This is a genomic window from Streptomyces sp. M41 (genome assembly GCF_043673425.1).
Classification (GTDB): domain Bacteria; phylum Actinomycetota; class Actinomycetes; order Streptomycetales; family Streptomycetaceae; genus Streptomyces.
Map to the genome: position 1 here is coordinate 177,461 of NZ_JBIMKE010000005.1, position 22,768 is coordinate 200,228.

The following is a 22,768-nucleotide window of genomic DNA, read 5'->3' on the forward strand; positions in this document are numbered from 1 at the left end:
CTCCTCAGTACGCCAGGGCACGGTCGACGGCGTCGAGCACCCGGTCCAGGCCCGGCAGGTACTCCTCCTCCAGACGCGCCGGCGGATACGGGGCGTGATAGCCGCCCACCCGCAGCACCGGGGCCTCCAGGTGGTAGAAGCAGCGCTCCGTGATCCGGGCGGCGATCTCCGCACCCGAGCCGAAGAACACCGGGGCCTCGTGGACCACGACCAGACGCCGGGTCTTCTCCACGGACGCCTGGATGGAGTCGAAGTCGATCGGGGAGACCGAGCGCAGATCCAGGACCTCCAGGCTGCGGCCCTCCTCGGCCGCCGCGTCGGCGACCTCCTGGCAGAGCTTCACCATCGGGCCGTACGCGGCCAGCGTGAGGTCCGCGCCCTCGCGCACCACCTTGGCCTTGTGCAGCGGGCCCGGGATCGCGTCGGTGGTGACCTCGCCCTTGTCCCAGTAGCGCCGCTTGGGCTCGAAGAAGATCACCGGGTCGTCGCTCTGGATGGCCTGCTGCATCATCCAGTAGGCGTCCGACGCGTTCGACGGGCTGACGACCTTCAGGCCCGCCACGTGCGCGAAGAGCGACTCCGGGGACTCCGAGTGGTGCTCGACCGCGCCGATGCCACCGCCGTAGGGGATCCGGACGACGACGGGCAGCTTGACCTTGCCCAGCGAGCGGGCGTGCATCTTCGCGAGCTGCGTGACGATCTGGTCGTACGCCGGGAAGACGAAGCCGTCGAACTGGATCTCCACGACCGGCCGGTAACCGCGCAGGGCCAGACCGATCGCGGTGCCGACGATGCCCGACTCGGCGAGCGGGGTGTCGATGACCCGGCTCTCGCCGAAGTCCTTCTGGAGGCCGTCCGTCACGCGGAAGACGCCGCCGAGCTTGCCGACGTCCTCGCCCATGACGAGGACCTTGGGGTCCGTGTCCAGGGCGCGGCGCAGCGACTCGTTGATCGCCTTGGCCAGAGCCATCTTTTCCGCTGCCATGTCAGGCCCCCTCTACGTCCGCGAACGACGCCTGGTAGGCGGCGAACTGGGCGCGCTCCTCGTCGACGAGCGCGTGCCCGTCCGCGTACACGTTCTCGAAGATGGCGAAGTGGTCCGGGTCCGGCATGGCACGGACCGCCTCGCGCACTCGTTTGCCCAACGCTTCGCTCTCGGTCTCCAGTTCCGCGAAGAATCCCTCGTCCGCGTGGTTTGAAGCCTCGAGATAGGCGCGCAGGCGCAGGATCGGGTCCTTCGCCTCCCAGGCCTGACGCTCCTCGTCGTGGCGGTAGCGGGTCGGGTCGTCGGAGGTGGTGTGGGCGCCCATGCGGTACGTGTACGCCTCGACCAGCGTCGGCCCCTCGCCGCTGCGGGCACGCTCCAGCGCCCACTTCGTCACGGCCAGGCACGCCAGCACGTCGTTGCCGTCGACGCGGATGCCGGGGAAGCCGAAGCCCTGCGCACGCTGGTAGAGCGGCACCCGGGTCTGCTTCTCGGTCGGCTCGGAGATCGCCCACTGGTTGTTCTGGCAGAAGAACACCACGGGGGCGTTGTAGACCGCGGAGAAGGTGAAGGACTCCGCGACGTCGCCCTGGCTGGAGGCGCCGTCGCCGAAGTAGGCGATCACCGCGCTGTCCGCGCCGTCCTTGGCGATGCCCATGGCGTAGCCGGTGGCGTGCAGCGTCTGGGAGCCGATGACGATCGTGTAGAGCTGGAAGTTGTTGCTGTTCGGGTCCCAGCCGCCGTTGTTCACGCCGCGGAACATGCCGAGCAGATTGGCCGGGTCGACCCCGCGGCACCAGGCGACGCCGTGCTCGCGGTAGGTCGGGAAGACGTAGTCGTCCTCGCGGGTGGCCCGGCCGGAGCCGATCTGGGCGGCCTCCTGGCCGAGCAGCGACGCCCACAGGCCCAGCTCGCCCTGGCGCTGCAGGGAGGTGGCCTCGGCGTCGAAGCGGCGGGTGAGCACCATGTCGCGGTAGAGGCCGCGGAGCTCTTCGGGGGTGATGCCGGCGACGTACTTGTCGAACTCGGCGTTCTTGACGCGCTTGCCCTCGGGCGTCAGCAGCTGAACGAGTTCGGGGTCGGTGCCTGGCGATTTCTTTGCGGTCGTGCGCTTGCCGGCCGTGCTCTTGGTACCGGCGCTGCGTCGCGGCTGTCGCGCAGCAGTGCTCTCCACGGTCACGTGTGCTCCTCCGTCGGTCCGGCATCCCGGGTTCGCCGGGTGCCTGGGGTCCCCCCAGCTCGTTCAGGGCCTGGGGGAGCGGCTCACCTGCGGCCCTCGGACGCACGGGGTGGGGTGCGGCTCAGTGGGGACAGGCGTGACAGGTGCCCCGGCGAGCGCCCTGCAACAGGCACGTTACCCAGTGCTCCACATTTCTGTGAAACCCCTCCTGACCTGCGTTTTTGCTTGGATTTCCAAGTAAATCGCGAAAGTCTGGAACAAGTCCTGGTCACAGCCTTGCAGGGGGCCGGAACAACGGCACGTTATATCGGTGACCCAGGTCACGGGAAGAGCAGCCGGGTGCGACTTTCGCGGTGGATCATGACTTCGGAGCGCCCGAGGAGGCCGTTCGGGTGTTCGGCGAGGGGGGCCGATTCCGGCCATCGCGCTCTCGGGTGCACGCGCTCTGGGGTGCACGCGCACTCGGGTGCAAACGCCACGCGCGCGTGGAGCCCGTTCGGGGGCCGCACGCGCGCGTGGGGTGTTCTCGGCGGGACGAGTGCCTCACAGGGGCACCGCCGGTCAGCCTTCGCCGCCGCCCGTCGGGGCCGTCGGGTCGTCCGTCGGCTCGGTGGTCGTCGGGTCGTCCGTCGGCTCGGTGGTCGTCGGGTCGTCCGTCGGCTCGGTGGTCGTCGGATCGTCCGTCGGCTCGGAGGTCGGGTCCTGCGTCTCCGGCTGCGTCGGCTCGTACGTGGGTTCGTCCGACGGCGTGTAGTCCGGATCGGTGCCCGTGTCGCCGCCGTCGTCGGTGACCTCGTCGGTCGGGTCCTGGGTCACCTCGTCGGTCGGGTCCTCGGTGGCCTTGTCCTCGTCCTGGGTCTGCGAGGTGGTCGGCTCCTGTGTGGTCCCCCCGCCGGGGTCGTTGCCGCCGCCCTTGTTCAGCGCCAGCGCGACACCCGCGGCGATCGCGATCACCGCGAGGACGGCCAGGATCCACAGCTTGCCGCGACCGCTGCCCTTGTTGCCGCGGCCCTCGAAGCCGCCGTCGTCCCCGTTGCCGTAGCCGGAGGGCAGGATCGGCTGCGGGATCTGCGTCGTGCCGGAGCCGGGGTCGCCGGGGTGACCCATGACGGTGGTGTGGGCAAGGCCGCCCGCCGGGGTGTGCCGGCCCTCGTGCATCGTCACCGGGCCGGTGTTCCAGGTGCCGGTGTGGCCGCCCTGGTCGTACAGCATCTGGAGGCCGTACTGGACGAGGCCGCGCATCTCCTCGGCCGTCTGGAAGCGGTCGTCCGGCTCCTTGGCGAGCGAGCGCATGACCAGGCCGTCGAGCTCCGGCGGTGTGGCGTCGGAGACCTCGGACGGCGGGGTCGGGATGTCCTGGACGTGCTGGTAGACCACCGACAGCGGGGTCTCGCCGGTGAAGGGCGGGCGCAGCGCGAGGAGTTCGTAGAGCAGACAGCCGGTGGCGTACAGGTCGGAGCGGTGGTCGACCGCCTTGCCGAGCGCCTGCTCCGGCGACAGGTACTGGGGCGTGCCCATGACCATGCCGGTCTGGGTCATCGTCGACTGCGCGCCGTGCAGGGCACGGGCGATGCCGAAGTCCATCACCTTCACGGCGCCGTTGTTGGTGATGATGACGTTGGCGGGCTTGATGTCGCGGTGCACGATGCCGTGCTGGTGCGAATAGGCGAGCGCCTCCAGGACACCGGAGACGATGATCAGGGCCTGCTCGGGGCCGGGCGCCTCGGCGTTGAGGAGCAGGTCGCGGATCGTGCGGCCCTCGACGATCTCCATCACGATGTACGGCACGGACTGGCCGTTCACGCGGTCCTCGCCGGAGTCGTACACGGCGACGATCGCGTGGTGGTTGAGGCCGGCGACCGACTGCGCCTCGCGCGTGAAGCGGGCCTTGGAGACCGGGTCCTCGGCGAGGTCGGAACGCAGCAGCTTGACCGCCACGGTGCGTCCGAGACGCACGTCCTCGGCCGCGAACACCTCGGCCATCCCGCCCCGGCCGAGTCTGCGGGTCAGCCGATAACGGCCGTCCCCGACAAGTCCGCCATTACCCCACATTTCCGGCGCGTCTGACATACCGCCGCCAGCCGCCTCGGGGTCGGACGGGCCCTGAGCGCGCTGCTGCTGCTCCATCAGTCCTCGCCGTCGTTTCTGCCCGCGGTGCGCGCGGTGTTGTTACGGTCTCCGTCGGCCACGCTACAGCCTCCGCGCAAGCCGTCGGTCCGAGACGGTCGCCCCGACCGGCCGGAGGCGGACCGGCCATCAAACCGGTATCCCGACTCCTCGTGCAAATTCTGTGTACCGGCCGTACCGCCCCTGTAACGCTTGCGCGGCGCTTCTTTCGCGTACGGTCACGGAACGGGCACCCCGCTTGACCTGTCAGTGCCGTGGGGCAGACTTGGCCGGGAATAGCACATTGGATCATTCGGATCACCTGATCCACCACGATCGCAGGCGCCCAAGAGGCTACGGGGGACGCAGAACATGAGCCAGGACGGCGCGCAGGGCCGGTACGCGGGGCGGGCAGTCGCCGGCGGCCGGTATCAGCTGCGCGACTTGCTCGGCGAGGGCGGCATGGCCTCGGTGCATCTCGCGTACGACTCCGTGCTCGACCGGCAGGTCGCGATCAAGACGCTGCACACCGAGCTCGGCCGCGAGCAGGCGTTCCGCGAACGCTTCCGCCGCGAGGCACAGTCCGTGGCGAAGCTCACGCACACCAACATCGTCTCGGTCTTCGACACCGGCGAGGACACCCTCGACGGGATGACGACGCCGTACATCGTCATGGAGTACATCGAGGGCCGGCCGCTCAGTTCCGTCTTCGACGAGGACGTACGGCAGCACGGCGCGGTGCCCGCCGACAAGGCGCTGAAGATCACCGCGGATGTGCTCGCGGCCCTGGAGATCAGCCATGAGTCGGGGCTGGTCCACCGGGACATCAAGCCGGGCAACGTGATGATGACCAAGCGCGGCGTCGTCAAGGTGATGGACTTCGGCATCGCGCGCGCCATGCAGTCCGGTGTGACGTCGATGACACAGACCGGCATGGTGGTCGGCACCCCCCAGTACCTCTCGCCGGAGCAGGCGCTGGGCCGGGCCGTGGACGCCCGCTCCGACCTGTACTCCGTGGGCATCATGCTGTTCCAACTGGTCACCGGGCGCCTGCCGTTCGACGCGGACTCGCCCCTGGCGATCGCCTACGCGCATGTGCAGGAGGAGCCGGTGGCCGCGTCCTCCATCAACAGCGCGCTGCCGCCGGCCGTGGACGCGCTGATCGCCCGTGCGCTGAAGAAGAATCCGAACGAGCGTTTCCCGAGCGCCGAGTCCATGCGTGACGAGTGCCTGCGGGTGGCCGCGTCCTTCCAGGCGGCCCCGCCGAGCATCGTGCCGGGCGCGCAGACGCAGAGCGGCCAGGGCGTCGGGGCCTCGGTGTTCCCGCCGGTCGGCCAGACGCCCCCGGCCTCGGGCCCGGTGCAGACGCCGTACCAGCCGAATCACCCGAACCCGAACCCCGCGCAGACGCCGGCTCCGGGCCCGAATCCCTACGGCACCCCGCCGCCGTCGATGCCCTCGCCGGCCTACGGCTACCCGCAGCAGCCCGGGCCCGGCTACCAGACCCCGCCGCCGGCCTCGTACTCCCCGCAGCCGGGCCACGCGACCCCGCCGCCGTACACCATCGCCCCGCAGCCGCAGCGCACTTCGGGCGGCAGGAACAACCGGCCCGTCGTCATCGGCTCGATCATCGTGTCCATCGTCGCGGTGGGCGGCCTGATCGTGGCGCTGTCACTGAAGGGCGGCGGGACCGATGACAAGGGGGGCGGCGGCGGCTCGACGGCGACGTCCGAGGTGACGAAGGCCCCGGGACACCGGGAAGGGGACAGCTCGAAGACGGTCGAGACGACCGAGTGCACCGAGCCCTCCGAGTCGTACAGCGACCCCGACCAGGTGGAGATGCCCGACTTCTCGTACAAGTACTGGCCCTCGGTCGAGGCATGCCTCAAGGCCGCCGGGTGGGAGTACGAGAAGATCGACAAGAACGAGAACACCTTCGGCCAGGGCACCGTGCTGAAGCAGTCGCCCAAGACGCGGTTCAGCTTCGACCCGGACGACCCGCCGGAGATGACGTTCGAGGTCTCGACGGGCAATCCGGAGTGACGGCCACGGCACGGTGACGTGCACGGCGCGGTGACGTAGAAAGGGCCCGGCAGCAACCGCTGCCGGGCCCTTCGCGTATCGGTCGGTGGCCGTTGGTATCGGCGGCCGGTTGTTACAGGTACGGCCCGCCCGTGCGGCCGGCCTGGCGGTGGTCGCCGTCCTCCTGGCCGCCGACTCCCGGCGGGAGGGCGCGGCGCATCTGCTCCAGCTGGGCGCGGGCGGCCATCTGCTGGGCGAAGAGCGTGGTCTGGATGCCGTGGAAGAGGCCCTCCAGCCAGCCGACCAACTGGGCCTGCGCGATGCGCAGTTCCGCGTCGCTCGGGGTCGCCTCGTCCGTGAACGGCAGGGAGAGCCGCTCCAGCTCCTCGACGAGCTCCGGCGCCAGGCCGTCCTCCAACTCCTTCACCGAGCTGGCGTGGATCTCCTTCAGCCGGACCCGGCTCGCCTCGTCCAGAGGAGCGACGCGCACCTCCTCCAGCAGCTGCTTGATCATGCTGCCGATCCGCATGACCTTCGCCGGCTGTTCGACCTGCTCCGTCACGGGGATCTCCCGGGAGTCCTCGTCTGCGTTGCCGCCGGTGAGAGCCATCCCGTCCTGGCCCACGACCAGGATCTGGGGGTTCTCGGACGACCTTTCGTTCCTCGGCATCTCCATGCCGCCATTCTCTCGCACCCGTACAGCTCATCATCGTGGTGCCCCCGCCGGGGCAAGATCCACCGTTTACGCCACGGGACTTTCGTCCGCGCCGCGGATCTTTCGCCCGCGCTTCGGCCCTTTCGTTCACGCGGCGGGCTCTCCGTCATTCCTCGACTGGTCCGGCCGGCGGGGCCGTCCGGGCCGTCCGGGCCGTCCGGGCCGTCCGGGCCGTCCCGATCGACTGAGCCGCACATGTCTGCGCTGTGCCGCGACGACGTACCGTGCGCGCCGGGTGCCGCCACCGCCATGACCAGCTTGATCGCCAGCTGCCCGATGTCCAACGGCCAGGCGCCGCCCGCACGCGCCTCGAACTCGGTGCGCAGGCGGGAGCCGTAGCGGGCACCGGGTTCCAGGAGCGCCAGCAGTCCGTGCCGTATCGACATCACCGGAATTGTGCGCCGGATTCGGTCGGGTGGCGGCGTCCGAAATGCCGGGTTCCGCAACGACTGTGACGCTTGTTCCATGACTCCATGGCTGGGAGTGAGGCGAGTGAGACGGATGCGGCCACGAGCCGCTTCCGGCGGTGTGTGCGGTGTGGGGTGGCGGGGTGCGGGGTGGCGTGGTGTGGGGCGGCGGGGCGCGCGGTCGGCTTCCCTGGCCTCGAAGATGCTGGTCGGGGTCGTGGCGGGGCTGACCGTGGGGGTGGGCGGCGTCGGGATGTGCGGGGTGGCGGCGGCGTACGGCGCCGAGGTGCCCCGGGGCCCCTCCCGTGTGGCCTCCGCGCTCGGGGGATCGTCCGGTACTGCCGCACTGTCCGGAGCCACCGGCGCGTCCCGGGCGTCGTCCGTACCTTCGGGGTCGCCTTCGGCCCCTGCCGAGGAGGGCGCCGTGGGCTTCTTCGACGCCGCTGCCGAGCCGCTGCCCTCCCCTGCCGCCGTGGCGGACGGGACGAGCGGCCTCCTGCCGACGGCGCAGCCGCCCGGGTGGCCCGGCGAACCCTGGCAGGGAGAGGGGGCTGACGAGGCAGGCGGCGTCCGGGGTGACGACTTGAAGGGCGAGGAGGGCGCGGAGGACGCGCGGTCCGGGGACGGCCGAGGGGCCATGGACGCGAAGAAGGCCCGGGAGTCGCACGAGCCCGGAGCGTCCCCGGCCTCGTCCGCCTCCCCGGCCCACGGCCCCGTCACTTCCTCTCCTGAACCTTCCGACAAACCCTCCAGGGCCGGGAGCCGGGCGGGCGAAGGGCGCGAGCGGCCGGGGCGGGAGAAAGGGCCGTTGGAGGACGAGGAGGCGGCTGCGGACGAGCCCGATGGCCGAGAGCGGAACGACCAGGACGCAGGCGCCGGCGACGGCGAACAGGACGGCGACGGCGACGGATCGACCGTGCCCGAGTCGGAGCGTGCGGACGACGGGGGGAGCGCGGCCGACGACCCGGACGCCGCCGGTGACGCCACCGAGGACGCCTCCACGGCGCCCTCCGCCCCGCCGAGCCGGTCCGGCGGTCAGCCCGTCTCGCATGCCGAGGGGCCGGCCGAGCCCGTACTGGAGGTCCTGCCCCTGGGCAGCGGGCTGGTGCTCATCGGGCTCGGCCTGGGGCTCGCCTTCGTCGGCCTACGGCTGCGGCGGGGTTAGGAGCGGCCTCGCCCCTCGGGCGGCAGTGGGCCCGAGGCGCGACGCCGCCCGGATCTCAGCCCTGCGGCGCCACCAGCAGCACTTTCCCCACGTGCCCGCTCTCCTCCACCACCCGGTGCGCTTCCGCCGCGTCGGGCATCGGGACCTCGCGGTCGACGACCGGCCGGATGTGGCCGCCGTCCAGCAGCGGCCACACATGCTCGCGTACGGCCGCGACGATCGCCGCCTTCTCGGTGAGCGGCCGGGCGCGCAGCGAGGTCGCGCTGACGGCACCGCGCTTGGCCAGGAGCGCGCCGATGTTGAGCTCGCCCTTGACGCCGCCCTGCATGCCGATGATCGCCAGACGGCCGTTGACGGCGAGGGTCTGGACGTTGCGGTCCAGGTATTTGGCGCCCATGTTGTCGAGGATGACGTCGGCACCCGCCCCGTCGGTGGCCTTCCTGACCTCCTCGACGAAGTCCTGCTCCCGGTAGTTGACCAGGATGTCCGCGCCCAGCTCGGCACAGCGGTCGAGCTTCTCACTGCTGCCCGCCGTGACGGCGACCTTGGCACCGACGGCCTTGGCGAGCTGGATCGCCATGGTGCCGATGCCGCTGGAACCGCCGTGCACGAGCAGGGTCTCGCCGGGGCGGAGGTGGGCGACCATGAAGACGTTCGACCAGACCGTGCACACCACCTCGGGCAGGGCGGCGGCCTGGGTCAGGCTCACGCCCTTGGGCACGGGCAGCAGCTGACCGGCCGGGACGACGACCTTCTCGGCGTAACCGCCGCCCGCGAGCAGCGCGCACACCTCGTCGCCGACGGCCCAGCCGGAGACGCCGGAACCGAGCTCGGCGATGCGGCCGGAGCACTCCAGTCCGGGGTAGGGAGAGGTACCGGGCGGCGGGTCGTAGAAGCCCTGCCGCTGAAGGATGTCGGCGCGGTTGACGGCCCCGGCCACCACCTCGACCAGCACCTCGCCCTCGCCGGGCACGGGATCGGGGACCTCGTCCCACACCAGCGCCTCGGGCCCACCAGGTTCGGGAATCGTGATCGCATGCATGGCACGGACGGTACTCCGCCTCCGAACCGGCCCCCACGGGCCCCGGGCCCACGCCCTCGGTCGGTCCCCGGCCCCTCACGGCTTCGGCCCCCGGGCCCACACACCTCTCGGTCCCCGGGCCCACACACCTCTCGGACTTCGGGCCCACACACCTCTCGGACTTCGGGCCCCGCGCCCTCGGTCCCCGGACCCCCGCACCCCCGGCCTGCGGGCTCGCATCCCTCCGCCCGCCGGCCCACGTCTCTCCGCCCACGTCTCTCCGCCCCCAGCCAACCTCCCTCAGCCCCTGGCACGACTTCATAGGCCCTTCGACGGGTCCTTCGAAAAAATGCTGGGCAGCAGCGATGAGTTTGCGCCACCGTAAAAGTCTCCCCATGCGTAGCCCAAGAACGTGGAAGGCCACTCGGAAGGACCCCGGAGTATGAGCACGCAGACGACGTCCGGTCTCGCCATCGAGACCGCGGGCCTGGTGAAGACATTCGGTGAGACACGGGCCGTCGACGGCGTGGACCTCGCGGTTCCGGCCGGGACGGTCTACGGAGTCCTCGGCCCGAACGGCGCAGGCAAGACGACCACGGTGAAGATGCTCGCCACCCTGCTGCGACCGGACGGCGGTCAGGCGCACGTATTCGGCCACGACGTCGTCCGCGAGGCCGACGAGGTACGCGGCAGGGTGAGCCTCACCGGCCAGTACGCCTCGGTGGACGAGGACCTCACCGGCACCGAGAACCTGGTCCTGCTGGGCCGGCTCCTCGGCCACGGCAAGCCCGCCGCGCGGGAGCGTGCCGCGCAGCTGCTGGAGGCCTTCGGGCTGACGGACGCGGCGGCCAAGCAGGTCAAGAACTACTCCGGCGGCATGCGGCGCCGGATCGACATCGCCGCCTCCATCCTCAACACCCCTGACCTGCTCTTCCTGGACGAGCCGACCACCGGCCTCGATCCGCGCAGCCGCAACCAGGTGTGGGACATCATCCGCGCGGTGGTCTCCCAGGGCACCACGGTGCTGCTGACCACGCAGTACCTGGACGAGGCCGACCAGTTGGCCTCCCGGATCGCCGTCATCGACCACGGCAAGGTCATCGCCGAGGGCACCAAGGGCGAACTCAAGGCGTCCGTCGGCGCCGGTTCCGTGCATCTGCGGCTGCGCGACGCGGCGCAGCGGCCGGAGGCGGAGCGCGTGCTGCGGCTGACCCTGGACGCGGACGTACAGCTGGAGCCCGATCCCGTGGCGCTCACCGCGCGCGTCGGCTCCGGCGCGACCAACGGACAGGGCGCGGCGGAGCAGGCCGGCCGCGCGCTCGCCGAGCTGGCCCGCACCGGCATCACCGTCGACAACTTCTCGCTGGGGCAGCCCAGCCTGGACGAGGTCTTCCTCGCCCTCACCGGACACGACACCCAAGAGAACAAGGCCGACAAGGACGAGGTGGCGGCATGAGCACCGTGACGCAGACCGAGAGCAAGGAACTCGCCCCCGTCAGCGCCGAGTCGCTCGCCGCGCTGCTGGTCTCCGGGGAGCGACCGCCGCGGCCCAGCGCCTGGTCGGCCTCCATGACGTTCGGCTGGCGGGCGATCCTCAAGATCAAGCATGTCCCTGAGCAGCTGTTCGACGTCACCGCGTTCCCGATCATGATGGTGCTGATGTACACCTACCTGTTCGGTGGTGCCCTGGCCGGCTCCCCGAAGGAGTACATCCAGTTCCTGCTGCCGGGCATCCTGGTGATGTCGGTCGTGATGATCACGATGTACACCGGCGTCTCGGTGAACACCGACATCGAGAAGGGCGTCTTCGACCGCTTCCGGTCGCTGCCCATCTGGCGGCCCTCGACGATGGTGGGCTATCTGCTGGGCGACGCCCTGCGCTACACGATCGCGTCCGTCGTGATGCTCACCGTCGGCATCATCCTCGGCTACCGCCCGGACGGCGGGGTCGGCGGAGTGCTCGCCGGGATCGCGCTGCTGGTCGCCTTTTCCTTCGCGTTCTCGTGGATCTGGACGATGTTCGGGCTGATGCTGCGCTCCGAGAAGTCGGTGATGGGCGTCAGCATGATGGTGATCTTCCCGCTCACCTTCCTGTCCAATGTGTTCGTCGACCCGAAGACCATGCCGGGCTGGCTCCAGGCGTTCGTCAACAACAGCCCGATCACCCATCTGTCCTCGGCCGTGCGCGGAGTCATGGCGGGCGACTGGCCCGCCGACGAGATCGCCTGGTCGCTGGGCTGGGCCGGACTGTTCATCGCGGTCTTCGGGCCGATCACGATGCGGCTGTACAACCGCAAGTAGCCGGGTCGCGCGCCGGGACCCCCGGGGAGCCTCAGATGGGCTTCATCCCCGGGGGCAGACGCCTGTCGTCGGGCGCGATCTGACTGCTCGGTGTCGCCCGCACGATGGTGATGAGCCGGTCCGTCAACTCCAGTCTCGCGACAGCCGGATCGTCGTATCCGAGCACCCGGTGCCCCCGTACGACGCTGACCACCAGGTCGTCCGTCTGCCGCGGGCTCTTGCCCACCTCGGCCTTTATGACGGGCCGCTCGACGATGTCCAGGCCGCTGCCCTGCTGGATCAGATCCTCCAGGACCATGCCGGCGGTGGGGCTGAGCACGGACAGGCCGAGAAGCCGGCCGGCCGCGCTGGCGCTGGTGATGACCGCGTCGGCGCCGGACTGCTTCAGCAGCGGGGCGTTCTCCTCCTCCCGCACCGCGGCCACGATCTTCGCGCCGGCGTTGAGCTGCCGGGCCGTCAGCGTCACCAGCACGGCGGTGTCGTCGCGCTGCGTGGCGATGATGATCTTCCGTGCCTTGTGCACCTCGGCCCGTTTCAGGACCTCGCTGCGCGTCGCGTCGCCCGTGACCCCGGCGTATCCGTCCGCGACCGCCGCCTCGATCACCTTGGCGCTCGGGTCGACCACGACGACCTGGTCTTTCCTCAAGCCCGTCGCACAGACGGTCTGGATCGCCGAACGTCCCTTGGTGCCGAAGCCGACGACTACGGTGTGGTCGCGCAAAGTGGACCTCCAGCGATTCAGACGCCATTCCTCCCGGGTCCGTTCGGTGAGGACCTCGAGCGTGGTGCCGACCAGGATGATCAGGAACAGCACCCGCATCGGCGTGATGACGAAGATGTTGGTCAACCGGGCGGCGTCACTGACCGGGGTGATGTCGCCGTATCCGGTGGTGGAGAGACTGACGGTCGCGTAGTAGAAGGCGTCGAGGAGGTCGACGGAACCGTCGGAGTTGTCGTTGTAGCCGTCGTGGTCGGCATAGACGATCAACGCCGCCGACACGAGCAGGGTCAAGGCCAGCGTCACCCGCTTGGCGACCTGGCGGAACGGGTGCTCCACGAGCTTCTTCGGAAGCCTGACCCGATAGGTCTCGACACGTTCGTCCGCCCGACGGGCGATCGCGTCCTGGCCCGGAAGTTTCACGTGAAACACACCTCGATGCCGGCGCTCGCCCAGGGCAGATCCAGCAGTTCTGTCTCCTGCCCCGCCCTCGCACCACCCGGTGGTACGACGGCCAGGGCATCGGCCGCCGCCATGCCCCGCAGCATGGCCGGACCCTGGTAGTGCAACGGCACGGCATGGTCGCCGCGCAACACGACGGGGATGAGCCGGGTGTCGTACGGATGCCCGTGCGCCGCGTCCTTCAGCGGCAGTGTGTACGACTCCGGAGCCGGCCGGGCGGCGAGGGTGCGCAGCAACGGCTCGGCGAGCGTGAGCAGGCCGGAGACCGCGGCGAGCGGATTGCCGGGCAGGCCGACGAGGTGCTGGTCCTCCTTGAGCCGCGCCAGCAGCATGGGGTGACCGGGCCGCACCTTGACCCCGTCCACGAGGAGTTCGGCGCCGATACGAGCCAGCGTGGGGTGGACGTGGTCGACGGGGCCGGCCGCGGTGCCGCCGGTGGTGACGATGAGGTCGGCGTCGGAGCTGGTGAGGGCCTTGTGCAGGGCCTTGGCGTCGTCGCCGAGCCGGCGTACGGCGATGACCTCGGCGCCCAGTGCGCGCAGCCAGGGCGGGAGCATCGGGCCGAGGGCGTCCCGGATCAGCCCGTCGTGCGGGAGCCCTTCGGTGAGCAACTCGTCGCCGAGGACGAGGACTTCCGCGCGGGGCCGGGGTACCGCGGTGAGGGTGTCGTATCCGGCGGCGGCGGCGAGACCGAGCACGGCCGGAGTCACTACGGTGCCCAGGGCCAGCAGTTGATCGCCGCGACGGCACTCCTGGCCGCGGGGACGGATGTCCTGACCGGGCTGGACCTCCCGGGTGGCGTGCAGCCTGCCCTGGCTGTCGGAGCGTCCGTGCTCGGTGCGCAGCACGGCGTTGGTGTCCGGCGGGATACGGGCGCCGGTCGCGATGCGCACCGCCTCGCCGTCGATCAGCGGCTCGGGCTCGCCGCGCCCGGCCAGAACTCCCTCGTCCCGCACGGCCCAGGGGCCAGGGCCCGCGACCGCCCAGCCGTCCATCGCCGAGGTGTCGAAGGAGGGCAGGTCGGTGAGGGCGGTGAGGGGGGTGGCCAGGGTGAGGCCGAGGGCCGCGTCGAGGGGGACGGACACGGGAGCCTGGCGGGCATCGCGGGCAGTGGCACGGGCGACGCGGGCGGCACGCGCGGCGGCATCGCGGGCTTCGGGCCAGGGGGTGGCCTTGTGGTGACGGTCCTTGCCGTGCGGGCCCGGGGCGTGCGCGGCGGGGGCATGCGGGGCCGGGGCATGCGGGGCGGCGGAGGCGGGCACGTGGTCGCCGGGGGTGTGGTGGCCTGGCGGGTGGTGACCAGGCGAGTGCTGGCCTGCCGAGTGCTGGCCTGACGAGTAGTGACCAGGCGAGTGGTGGCCGTTGTGGTCGTTCACGAGGGCGAGCACCTCCTCGACATCGAGGTCCTCGGCGTCCCCGTCGGCCTGGATGCCGCGGGCGGTCATTCGGCGTCCGGGCGGGTGTCGAGGGCGGCGTCGGACTTGGCGGCGGCCTCTTCCGCCCAGCGCAGGGCGAGAGCGGCGGCCTTTCGGGAGGCCTCGGCGACGGCTTCGGGGCCGCCTCCGCCGTGCTTGGCCTGCGCCGCCGCGTATCCGACGAGGAAGGTGGTCAGCGGGGCGGCTGGCCGTGCCACGCCGTGGGCGGCGTCGCGGGCGAGGTCCAGCAGGACCTTGGTGTCGACGTCGAGGTCGACGCCCAGCTCGTCCTTGACTGCGGAAATCCATTCATCCAACACGTGCCCATGCTCCCTGATGCGTGCCCTGGCGGTGGCGATGTCGTCCCAGGTGTCGCAGTCGAAGGACGCGACGGGGTCGGAGACGCGGGTGAGGTCGAGCGCGCCGGTCAGCCGACGCAGGGGGAGGCCGGTGAGGCCGTCGTGCCCGGGGGTGAGCGCGGCCAGTTCGCGGCGCAGTACGGGTGCCCGGTAGGCGGCGACGAGGGGCTGGTCGCGCCCGTCGGCATCGGTGAGCAGGGCGCCGTCGGCTCCGCTCGCGCGCAGGGCGGCCAGCAGCCGCCGTATCGTGCCCTCGTCGAGGAACGGCAGGTCGGCGGAGAGTACGACGACCTGCTCCGCCGTGGTGTGCCGCAGCCCGGCGTCGAGGGCGGCGACCGGGCCGCCGCCCGGCGGGGCCTCGCGGGCCCACGTCACGGGTCGGGCGGTGGGCCGGGGATCCGCGACGACGACGGTGGTGCCCGCGTCGGCGCAGGCTGCGAGCACACGGTCGAGCAGCGCCCGCCCGCCGACGCGCAGCCCCGGCTTGTCGGCGCCGCAGAGCCGCCGCGCGGCACCACCGGCGAGCACGACGGCGTCGTACGCGACGTCCTGCCCACCCTTGTCGGCGCCCCGCACACTCGGCGGTTCATACGCGGTCACCCCCCGAGTATGCGTGCCTCCACGATCACAGGGAACGCAGTGGCACCACGCGATGCCCGCGACGTACCGATCAGCTGGGGGCGGTGGGGGTGGCCGGGGCGCTTAGGCAGGGCGCCCGGGGTGGGGGCCATGAGCTGGGGCCCGGGAGTGGGGGCCGGGCTCGTCACAAGGCACGCGACGGGATCTGTCCGGGCACCTTGGCGACCGGGTCCCGGGTGCGCGGCGAAGCGCACGCGAGGCGGTCGCGGCCGGCGACCCGGATCACCGGCGGGCGGAGGCGGCGTCCCGAGGGCCCCTCGTGGCTCGGTCACCCCCGGCCCGCCGCCCGGTCACAGGGTGCGCAGCAGCACCGTCGGCTGCTCCACGCAGTCCGCCACATACCTCAGGAAGCCGCCCGCCGTGCCGCCGTCGCAGACGCGGTGGTCGAAGGTGAGCGACAGCTCGACGATCTGCCGGACCGCCAACTCCCCTTCGTGCACCCAGGGCTTGGGGATGATGCGGCCGACGCCGAGCATCGCGGCCTCGGGGTGGTTGATGATCGGTGTGGAGCCGTCGACGCCGAACACGCCGTAGTTGTTCAACGTGAAGGTGCCGCCGGTGAGTTCCGCGGGCGTGAGGGTGCCCGCGCGAGCCGCCTCGGTCAGCCGGGCGAATTCGGCCGTCAGCGACTCCGCGTCGCGCGCATGCGCGTCCCGCACCACCGGGACGACGAGGCCACGCTCGGTCTGCGCGGCGAACCCGAGATGCACTTGGTCGAGCTGGACGACCTCCCTGGCCTCCATGTCCACCGTGGAGTTGAGCTCGGGGAACCGGGCCAGGGCCGCGGTGCAGATACGTGCCAGCAGCGCGAGGAGGGAGATCTTCGGGCCACCGGCGGCGTTCATCGCCGTCCGCGCCCGCATCAGCTCGGTCGCGTCGGCGTCCACCCAGCAGGTCGCGTCCGGGATCTCGCGCCGACTGCGCGAGAGCTTGTCGGCTACGGCGCCCCGGACGCCCTTGAGCGGGGTGCGGATGCCGCTGGGGCCGGCCTTGGCCCGGGCCGGGGATGGTGCCGGGGCGGCTGCGGGTGCCGCGGCCGGACGCGCCTGCGCGGAGGCGGCCCGCAGCGCGTACTCCACGTCCGCGCGCAGGATCAGCCCGTCCGGGCCGGAGCCGTGCAACTCCCGCAGATCCAGGCCGTTCTCGCGGGCGAGGCGGCGTACGAGGGGGGAGATCACCGGCACCGGGCCCTCATGGCCGCCGTTGTGGACGCTCTCCCGCTGCGGCTCGGCGGGGGCGGAGGAGGGCTCGGGAGCGGCCGGCTTCTGCGGGGCCGGTGCTGTCGGAGCCGCCGACCGGACCCGGCGCCGCCGTGAGGGTGCCTCGGAGGTGCCGTAGCCCACCAGCACGTTCCCGGAGCCCTCGGACTTGCGGTCGGAGGCCGCCACGCCCTCGGTCTGCCGCCCGGTCGCGTCGGCGGCGGCCGGCGCCCCCACCGCGACCGTCAGCAGCGGTGCCCCGACGGGCAGCTCCGTGCCTTCCTCGCCGAAGCGGGCCGTGACCACTCCGCCGTAGGGGCAAGGGACCTCGACCATCGCCTTGGCCGTCTCGACCTCGACGACCGGCTGGTCGACGGTGACGAGGTCTCCGACCTCGACGAGCCAGCGAACGATCTCCGCTTCGGTGAGTCCCTCACCCAGGTCGGGGAGCTTGAACTCCAGACTGTGCATGTCAGAAGCGTGTGCCATCAGCCTTCGGCCTCCCACTGCAGACGCCCGACGGCGTCCAGGATCCGGTCCACGCCGGGCAGGTGGTGACGCTCCAGCATCGGCGGCGGGTAGGGGATGTCGAACCCGGCCACACGCAGCACCGGTGCCTCCAGATGGTGGAAGCAGCGCTCCATGACGCGGGCCGCGATCTCCCCTCCCGGGCCACCGAACCCGCCCGACTCGTGCACGACGACCGCCCGTCCGGTCCGCCGTACCGAGGCGGCGACCGTCTCGTCGTCGAACGGCACCAGCGAGCGCAGATCGACGACTTCCAGGTCCCACCCCTCCTCGCGCGCCGCCTCGGCGGCTTCGAGGCAGACGGGCACGGACGGTCCGTACGTGATGAGCGTGGCGCTCCGGCCGGAGCGCCGCACCACCGCGCGGCCGATGGGTTCAACGTTCTGCGGGTCCTCGGGGTTCCAGGTGTCCTTCGACCAGTACAGCCGCTTCGGCTCCAGGAAGACCACCGGGTCGTCGGAGGCGATGGCGGCACGCAGCATCCCGTAGGCGTCGGCGACGGTCGCGGGCATGACGACATGGAGCCCCGGAGTCGCCATGTAGTACGCCTCGGAGGAGTCGCTGTGGTGCTCGACGCCGCCGATGCCGCCGCCGTAGGGGACGCGGATGGTGATGGGGAGCGGCATCTTGCCGCGGGTGCGGTTGCGCATGCGCGCGACGTGCGAGACGAGCTGCTCGAACGCCGGGTAGGCGAACGCGTCGAACTGCATCTCCACGACCGGGCGCAGACCGTACATGGCCATGCCGACCGCCGTGCCCAGGATGCCCGCCTCGGCCAGCGGCGTGTCCGTGCAGCGGTCCTCGCCGAACTCCTTGGCCAGCCCGTCGGTGACCCGGAAGACACCGCCGAGGGTGCCGACGTCCTCACCCATGACGTGCACGGTGGGGTCGGCGGCCATGGCGTCGCGCATCGCGCGCGTGAGGGCCTGCGCCATGGTGGCCGGCTTGACGGCGACGGTGGTCATCGGTGCGACCCTTCGGACTCGGCTTCGAGCTCGGCCTGCAACTGGGCGCGCTGTTCGCGCAGTTGCAGGGTGGGCTCGGCGTACACATGGGCGAACAGGTCCATCGGATCGAGTACCGCGTCCTGGTTCATGCGCGAGCGCAGATCGGCGGCCATGGTCTCGGCGGCGTCCCTTGCGGCCTGCTTCCCGGCTTCGTCGAGGAGGCCGCGCTCGGTCAGCTCGTGCTCGATGAGCGCGATCGGGTCGTGTCCGCGCCAGGTCTCGACCTCGGAGTCGCCGCGGTAGCGGGTCGCGTCGTCGGCGTTGGTGTGGGCGTCGATGCGGTAGGTGATCGCCTCGATGAGCGTGGGTCCGCCGCCCGCGCGCGCGTGCCGAACGGCGTCGCTCAGCACCTCGTGCACGGCGACCGCGTCATTGCCGTCGACCAGGCGGCCGGGCATGCCGTAGCCGACGGCCTTGTGGGCCAGCGACGGGGCCGCGGTCTGCTTGGCGAGCGGGACGGAGATCGCGAAGCCGTTGTTCTGGACCAGGAAGACGACCGGCGCCTGCCAGACGGCGGCGAAGTTCAGCGCCTCGTGGAAGTCGCCCTCGCTGGTGCCGCCGTCGCCGACCATGGCGAGCGCGACCACGTCGTCGCCCTTGAGGCGGGCGGCGTGCGCGAGGCCGACGGCGTGCGGGAGCTGGGTGGCGAGCGGCGTGCACAGGGGGGCCACGCGGTGCTCGTGGGGGTCGTAGCCGGTGTGCCAGTCGCCGCGCAGCAGGGTCAGGGCCTCGACGGGGTCCACTCCGCGGGCGACGGCCGCGAGGGTGTCGCGGTAGCTCGGGAAGAGCCAGTCACGCTCCTTCAGGGCCAGTGCGGCGGCGACCTCGCAGGCCTCCTGGCCGGTGCTGGACGGATAGACGGCGAGGCGGCCCTGCTTGGTGAGCGCGGTCGCCTGCGCGTTGTACCGGCGTCCGCGCACCAGCTCGGCGTACAGCCGGCGCAGCAGGTCCGGGTCGGACTTCGCGGCGGCCTCGGTGCCCAGGACGCGGTAGGGCTCCGCGTCGGGCAGCAGCGGCGCGGGGTCCATGCGGGGCTGCCAGGCGGGCGGCGGCGATGGCCGGTACGCGCCTCGCTGCTCCATGACCGTCATGACGGCACCTCCTCGTGGGAGCGGCTACGGGAGGCGCGACGTCAGTGACGCGCCTCACCTACCGATTGTTCGGTCGCCGGCACATTTTGGCTACAGGCCCCCCGAGGCTGTGGACAAACGGTTCTCCACAGCCTCCAATGAACGCAGTACGTCCACGGGAGGAAGGTGGGGGGACATGGCGCCTGAACAAATGGCCGAGAGTCCGGGCGAGGGCACGCCGCTGCCGCACCCGCGTCCCCTCGACGCCATCGATCAGGACATCCTCCAGATGCTCCAGGCGGACGGCCGCGCGTCGATACGGTCGGTCGCCGAGCGGGTCCATGTCTCGCGCGCCAACGCCTACGCCCGTATCAACCGCCTCATCGAGGACGGCGTCATCCGTGGTTTCGGCGCCCGGGTCAACCACGAGCGCGCCGGTCAGGGGACATCCGCGTACATCACCCTGAAGATCGTCCAGAACTCCTGGCGCACCGTGCGCGAGCAGCTCACCGAACTTCCGGGCGCCTCGCACATCGCGCTGGTCGGCGGTGATTTCGACGTGCTGCTCCTGGTGCACACGTCCGACAACAGGGCGCTGCGCGAGCTGGTCCTCACCCGGCTCCAGGCGATTCCCGAGGTGCTCAGCACGCGCACGCTGCTGGTGTTCGAGGAGGAGGACCTGGAGCCGCAGGGGTGACGGCTCTGCGGGGCTCATGACGTGGACGTAGCCGCGGTCGTGAGCCGCAGGGGTGACGGCTCTGCGGTCCTCACGACGTGGACGTAGCCGCGGTCGCGACCATCAGCCACAGCGCCGGAAGCAGCGCGAAGCCGAGCCCTGCGCCGGCGAGAGCCATGCGCGGCGTCCGCACGGACCGGCGGTGCGGCAGCAGCCAGGCGAGGGCGAGCAGGCCGCACGCCCAGTAGAGCACTCCGGCGAAGGCGCCGGTTTCGCCGTGGGACGCGAACCAGCGGCACTCCAGGCCCAGGAAGGGCAGGCCGAGCAGCGAGGCCACGAGAGGCGCCTTCCACCAGGTCGCGTGGTGCGCGGAGGTCCGAATCATGTGCCTCAGCCCATCAGCGGCGGGCGGGCCACGGCATCCGGAGCCGTACTCGATCCCCGCCACGCGCGCGTACTCAGGTGTCTGTGGCGACGAGTGGCCGTCCATGGCGACGAGCAGTGGTCAGCCCGCGTGCCGCCGCTGGCCGTGATCGGCCGGCGTGGCCGCAAGCGGTCGTCAGCCCGCCTGCCGGAGCCCCCCGAAGACCAGCCGCACCACCGTGTCGGCGACCTCGCGCTCGGTGACGCCGCGGCTGTCGGGGCGGTACCACTCCACGATCGAGTTGATCATGCCGAAGACGAGGCGGGTCGCCAGCCGCACCTCCACGTCCGCCCGCACCTCGCCATCGGCGGCGGCGGCCTTCAGCAGCTCGGCCACCTTGTGGTCGAAGTCGCGGCGCCGCATCAGGGCCCAGCGCTCGGTCTCGGTGTTGCCGCGCACCCGCAGCAGCAGCGTCACATAGGGCAGGTCGGTTATGAGCACCTCGACCATGCGCCGCACCACGTACTCGAGGCGGTCGGCGGCGTGCCCCGCGCGCGCGTGCTCCTCGCCGAGGATGGCGAAGAGCCCGTCCAGCGCGCGGCTGACGGCACGGCGCAGCAGCTCCTCCTTGCCCGTGACGTGGTGGTAGATCGACGACTTGGAGATGCCGGCCGCCTTGGACAGATGCTCCATGGAGGTGCCGTCGTAGCCACGCTCGTTGAAGACCTGCACGGCGACGGAGAGCAGCGTCTCGGGCGTGTAGGTGTCGCGCTTGGCGGTGGTCATGGGGTGCTGCCCTCCGGGGTCATGAGGTGCTGCCCTCCGGGGTCATGAGGTGCTGCCCTCACGCTTGTCGGTTGCGTACGCGTGCCGGTACAGCGCGAGGGAGGGCGCGTACCGCCCGGAGGGGTCGCGCAGATGCAGGTCGTCGAGGAGGGCGTAGGCCCAGTTCCGGCCGAGTCTGCGGCTCCATTCGAAGGGGCCGAGCGGGTAGTTCACACCGAGCCGCATCGCGGTGTCGATGTCCTCCTCGGTGGCCACGCCCTTGGCGACGGCGTCGTGCGCGAGGTCGACGATCCGGGCGACCGTGCGGGCGACGATCATGCCGGGGACGTCGCCGATGACGCTGACCTTCTTACCGAGCGCCTGGAAGAGCCCAATGGCTTCGGCGAGGGTCTGGGAGGAGGTGTCCTGGGAGGCGGACAGAGCGATCCGGGTGGCCCGGCGGTAGTCGAGGGCGAGATCGAAGTAGACGACGTCGCGGAACTCCACCGACGTCTGCCCGTCGGCGAGCGCGAGCTGCCCGCCGCCGGGCAGCACCAGGCGGCTGCCGTGGTCCTCGTCGTCCTCGCGCACCTGGATGCCCGCCTCGCGGATCAGCGCGATCAGCTCGGAGGCCGGGCCCAGGTCACCCTCGGCGACGACGTAGGCGGGCGGCTGCCGCTGCTCGGCGGTGTGCGGCTCGTCGCGCTCGGCGGCGCCGTCGCCGCCGGAGTAGTCGTACCAGCCGTGCCCGCTCTTGCGGCCGAGCCGACCGGACTCCACCAGCCGACGCTGGGCGAGCGAGGGCGTGAAGCGGACGTCCTGGAAGAAGGACTGCCACACGGAGTGGGTGACGGACTCGTTGACGTCCTGCCCGATGAGGTCGGTGAGCTCGAAGGCGCCCATCCGGAAGCCGCCGGACTCGCGCAGCACGGCGTCGATGGTGGCCGGATCCGCGCCCTGTGCCTCGTGGACGGCGAAGGCCTCGGCGTAGAAGGGCCGGGCGATGCGGTTGACGATGAAGCCGGGGGTGTCGGCGCAGGCGACGGGCGTCTTGCCCCAGGCGCGTGCCGTCTCGTACGCGCGCGTGGCCGACGTGACGTCGGTGGCGAACCCGGAGACGACCTCCACCAGCGGCAGCAGCGGCGCGGGGTTGAAGAAGTGCAGTCCGACGAAACGGCCCGGATTGGCCAGAGCTCCGCCGATGGCCGTGACGGACAGGGAGGAGGTGTTGGTGGCGAGCAGGCAGTCCTCGCCGACGACGGCCTCCAGCTCGCGCAACAGCTCCTGCTTGACGTCCAGGCGCTCCAGGACGGCCTCGACGACGAGGGCGCAGTCCGCGAGGTCGGCGAGTGACTCGGCGGGTGCCAGCCGGGCCCGGGCCGCGTCGCGGTCGGCGCCGGAGAGGCGGTCCTTCTCGACGAGCCGGTCGAGGCGCGCGCCGATCGCGTCGGCCGCCTCCTGGGCCCGCCCGGGAACGGCGTCGTACAGCCGTACGGGATGGCCGGCGACCAGCGCGACCTGGGCGATGCCCTGGCCCATGGTGCCGGTGCCGACGACGGCCACGGGGCTGCTGAGGTCGAGTGCTGTCATGTGCGCGATCCTCCCGCACGGCGTTATCCACAGATGCGGCGGACCCCCTTGTCCCGACCGATCGTTCGGTTACT

19 protein-coding genes are annotated in these 22,768 nt (G+C 71.6%); 5 read left to right on the forward strand and 14 right to left on the reverse strand.

Features of this window, described 5'->3' with window-relative positions; genetic code table 11:
* Positions 1–4: 4 nt before the first annotated feature.
* The 3 genes from ACHBTE_RS09295 to ACHBTE_RS09305 all read right to left on the reverse strand — a co-directional run bounded on the left by ACHBTE_RS09295 (position 5) and on the right by ACHBTE_RS09305 (position 4,292).
* Positions 5–985, reverse strand: coding sequence for an alpha-ketoacid dehydrogenase subunit beta (locus tag ACHBTE_RS09295; RefSeq protein ID WP_394723085.1), 981 nt, complete (start codon positions 983–985; stop codon positions 5–7).
* Between the two features lies 1 nt (position 986).
* The gene (gene pdhA, locus ACHBTE_RS09300; protein WP_394723087.1) at positions 987–2,165 is read right to left on the reverse strand and encodes a pyruvate dehydrogenase (acetyl-transferring) E1 component subunit alpha; all 1,179 of its coding nucleotides are present in this window, start codon (positions 2,163–2,165) and stop codon (positions 987–989) included.
* Positions 2,166–2,726: 561 nt separating this feature from the next.
* Positions 2,727–4,292, reverse strand: a complete 1,566-nt coding sequence (locus tag ACHBTE_RS09305; protein ID WP_394723088.1) for a protein kinase — start codon at positions 4,290–4,292, stop codon at positions 2,727–2,729.
* Positions 4,293–4,643: 351 nt separating this feature from the next.
* Between ACHBTE_RS09305 and ACHBTE_RS09310 the strand changes: the two genes are divergently transcribed.
* A complete protein-coding gene (locus tag ACHBTE_RS09310; protein ID WP_394723089.1) occupies positions 4,644–6,314 on the forward strand; it encodes a protein kinase in 1,671 nt (556 codons plus the stop codon).
* A 112-nt stretch (positions 6,315–6,426) separates the two neighbouring features.
* On the opposite strand, the gene ACHBTE_RS09315 is transcribed toward ACHBTE_RS09310, so the two are convergent.
* Complete coding sequence (locus tag ACHBTE_RS09315; RefSeq protein WP_394723091.1) at positions 6,427–6,969, reverse strand: bacterial proteasome activator family protein; 543 nt, start codon at positions 6,967–6,969, stop codon at positions 6,427–6,429.
* A 648-nt stretch (positions 6,970–7,617) separates the two neighbouring features.
* On the opposite strand from ACHBTE_RS09315, the gene ACHBTE_RS09320 reads away from it, so the two are divergent.
* A complete protein-coding gene (locus tag ACHBTE_RS09320; protein ID WP_394723092.1) occupies positions 7,618–8,580 on the forward strand; it encodes a hypothetical protein in 963 nt (320 codons plus the stop codon).
* Positions 8,581–8,635: 55 nt separating this feature from the next.
* Here the strand turns inward: ACHBTE_RS09320 and ACHBTE_RS09325 are convergent, their stop codons facing one another.
* On the reverse strand, positions 8,636–9,622 hold the full coding sequence (locus ACHBTE_RS09325) for an NAD(P)H-quinone oxidoreductase (RefSeq protein WP_394723093.1): 987 nt from the start codon (positions 9,620–9,622) through the stop codon (positions 8,636–8,638).
* 421 nt (positions 9,623–10,043) lie between these two features.
* Here ACHBTE_RS09325 and ACHBTE_RS09330 point away from each other — a divergent pair, with 421 nt between their 5' ends.
* Positions 10,044–11,057 carry an ATP-binding cassette domain-containing protein gene (locus ACHBTE_RS09330; protein WP_394723095.1) on the forward strand — a complete coding sequence of 338 codons (1,014 nt, stop codon included), beginning with the start codon at positions 10,044–10,046 and terminating at the stop codon, positions 11,055–11,057.
* Positions 11,054–11,902, forward strand: coding sequence for an ABC transporter permease (locus ACHBTE_RS09335; protein WP_394723096.1), 849 nt, complete (start codon positions 11,054–11,056; stop codon positions 11,900–11,902). Before ACHBTE_RS09330 ends, ACHBTE_RS09335 begins: the two co-directional genes overlap by 4 nt.
* Before the next feature lie 31 nt (positions 11,903–11,933).
* Here ACHBTE_RS09335 and ACHBTE_RS09340 read toward each other — a convergent pair whose 3' ends face one another.
* From ACHBTE_RS09340 to pdhA (ACHBTE_RS09365), 6 genes are all read right to left on the reverse strand, one after another.
* Entirely contained in the window at positions 11,934–13,052 is a 1,119-nt protein-coding gene (locus ACHBTE_RS09340; protein ID WP_394723097.1) for a potassium channel family protein, read from the reverse strand.
* Positions 13,040–14,527, reverse strand: coding sequence for a molybdopterin molybdotransferase MoeA (locus tag ACHBTE_RS09345; protein ID WP_394723098.1), 1,488 nt, complete (start codon positions 14,525–14,527; stop codon positions 13,040–13,042). The genes ACHBTE_RS09340 and ACHBTE_RS09345 overlap by 13 nt, the downstream gene beginning before the upstream one ends.
* Positions 14,524–15,456, reverse strand: a complete 933-nt coding sequence (locus ACHBTE_RS09350; protein ID WP_394723099.1) for an NTP transferase domain-containing protein — start codon at positions 15,454–15,456, stop codon at positions 14,524–14,526. The genes ACHBTE_RS09345 and ACHBTE_RS09350 overlap by 4 nt, the downstream gene beginning before the upstream one ends.
* A 329-nt stretch (positions 15,457–15,785) precedes the next feature.
* Positions 15,786–17,183 carry a dihydrolipoamide acetyltransferase family protein gene (locus tag ACHBTE_RS09355; protein ID WP_394723100.1) on the reverse strand — a complete coding sequence of 466 codons (1,398 nt, stop codon included), beginning with the start codon at positions 17,181–17,183 and terminating at the stop codon, positions 15,786–15,788.
* Positions 17,183–18,187, reverse strand: a complete 1,005-nt coding sequence (locus ACHBTE_RS09360; RefSeq protein WP_394723101.1) for an alpha-ketoacid dehydrogenase subunit beta — start codon at positions 18,185–18,187, stop codon at positions 17,183–17,185. The genes ACHBTE_RS09355 and ACHBTE_RS09360 overlap by 1 nt, the downstream gene beginning before the upstream one ends.
* The gene (gene pdhA, locus ACHBTE_RS09365) at positions 18,184–19,320 is read right to left on the reverse strand and encodes a pyruvate dehydrogenase (acetyl-transferring) E1 component subunit alpha (RefSeq protein ID WP_394723103.1); all 1,137 of its coding nucleotides are present in this window, start codon (positions 19,318–19,320) and stop codon (positions 18,184–18,186) included. Before pdhA (ACHBTE_RS09365) ends, ACHBTE_RS09360 begins: the two co-directional genes overlap by 4 nt.
* A 190-nt stretch (positions 19,321–19,510) precedes the next feature.
* On the opposite strand from pdhA (ACHBTE_RS09365), the gene ACHBTE_RS09370 reads away from it, so the two are divergent.
* A complete protein-coding gene (locus tag ACHBTE_RS09370; protein WP_394723274.1) occupies positions 19,511–19,996 on the forward strand; it encodes an Lrp/AsnC family transcriptional regulator in 486 nt (161 codons plus the stop codon).
* 70 nt (positions 19,997–20,066) lie between these two features.
* Here the strand turns inward: ACHBTE_RS09370 and ACHBTE_RS09375 are convergent, their stop codons facing one another.
* The 3 genes from ACHBTE_RS09375 to ACHBTE_RS09385 form a co-directional block, all read right to left on the reverse strand.
* Entirely contained in the window at positions 20,067–20,360 is a 294-nt protein-coding gene (locus ACHBTE_RS09375; protein ID WP_394723104.1) for a hypothetical protein, read from the reverse strand.
* A gap of 174 nt (positions 20,361–20,534) precedes the next feature.
* The gene (locus ACHBTE_RS09380) at positions 20,535–21,125 is read right to left on the reverse strand and encodes a TetR/AcrR family transcriptional regulator (RefSeq protein WP_394723106.1); all 591 of its coding nucleotides are present in this window, start codon (positions 21,123–21,125) and stop codon (positions 20,535–20,537) included.
* Positions 21,126–21,167: 42 nt separating this feature from the next.
* A complete protein-coding gene (locus ACHBTE_RS09385; RefSeq protein ID WP_394723108.1) occupies positions 21,168–22,694 on the reverse strand; it encodes a 3-hydroxyacyl-CoA dehydrogenase in 1,527 nt (508 codons plus the stop codon).
* Positions 22,695–22,768: the final 74 nt, after the last annotated feature.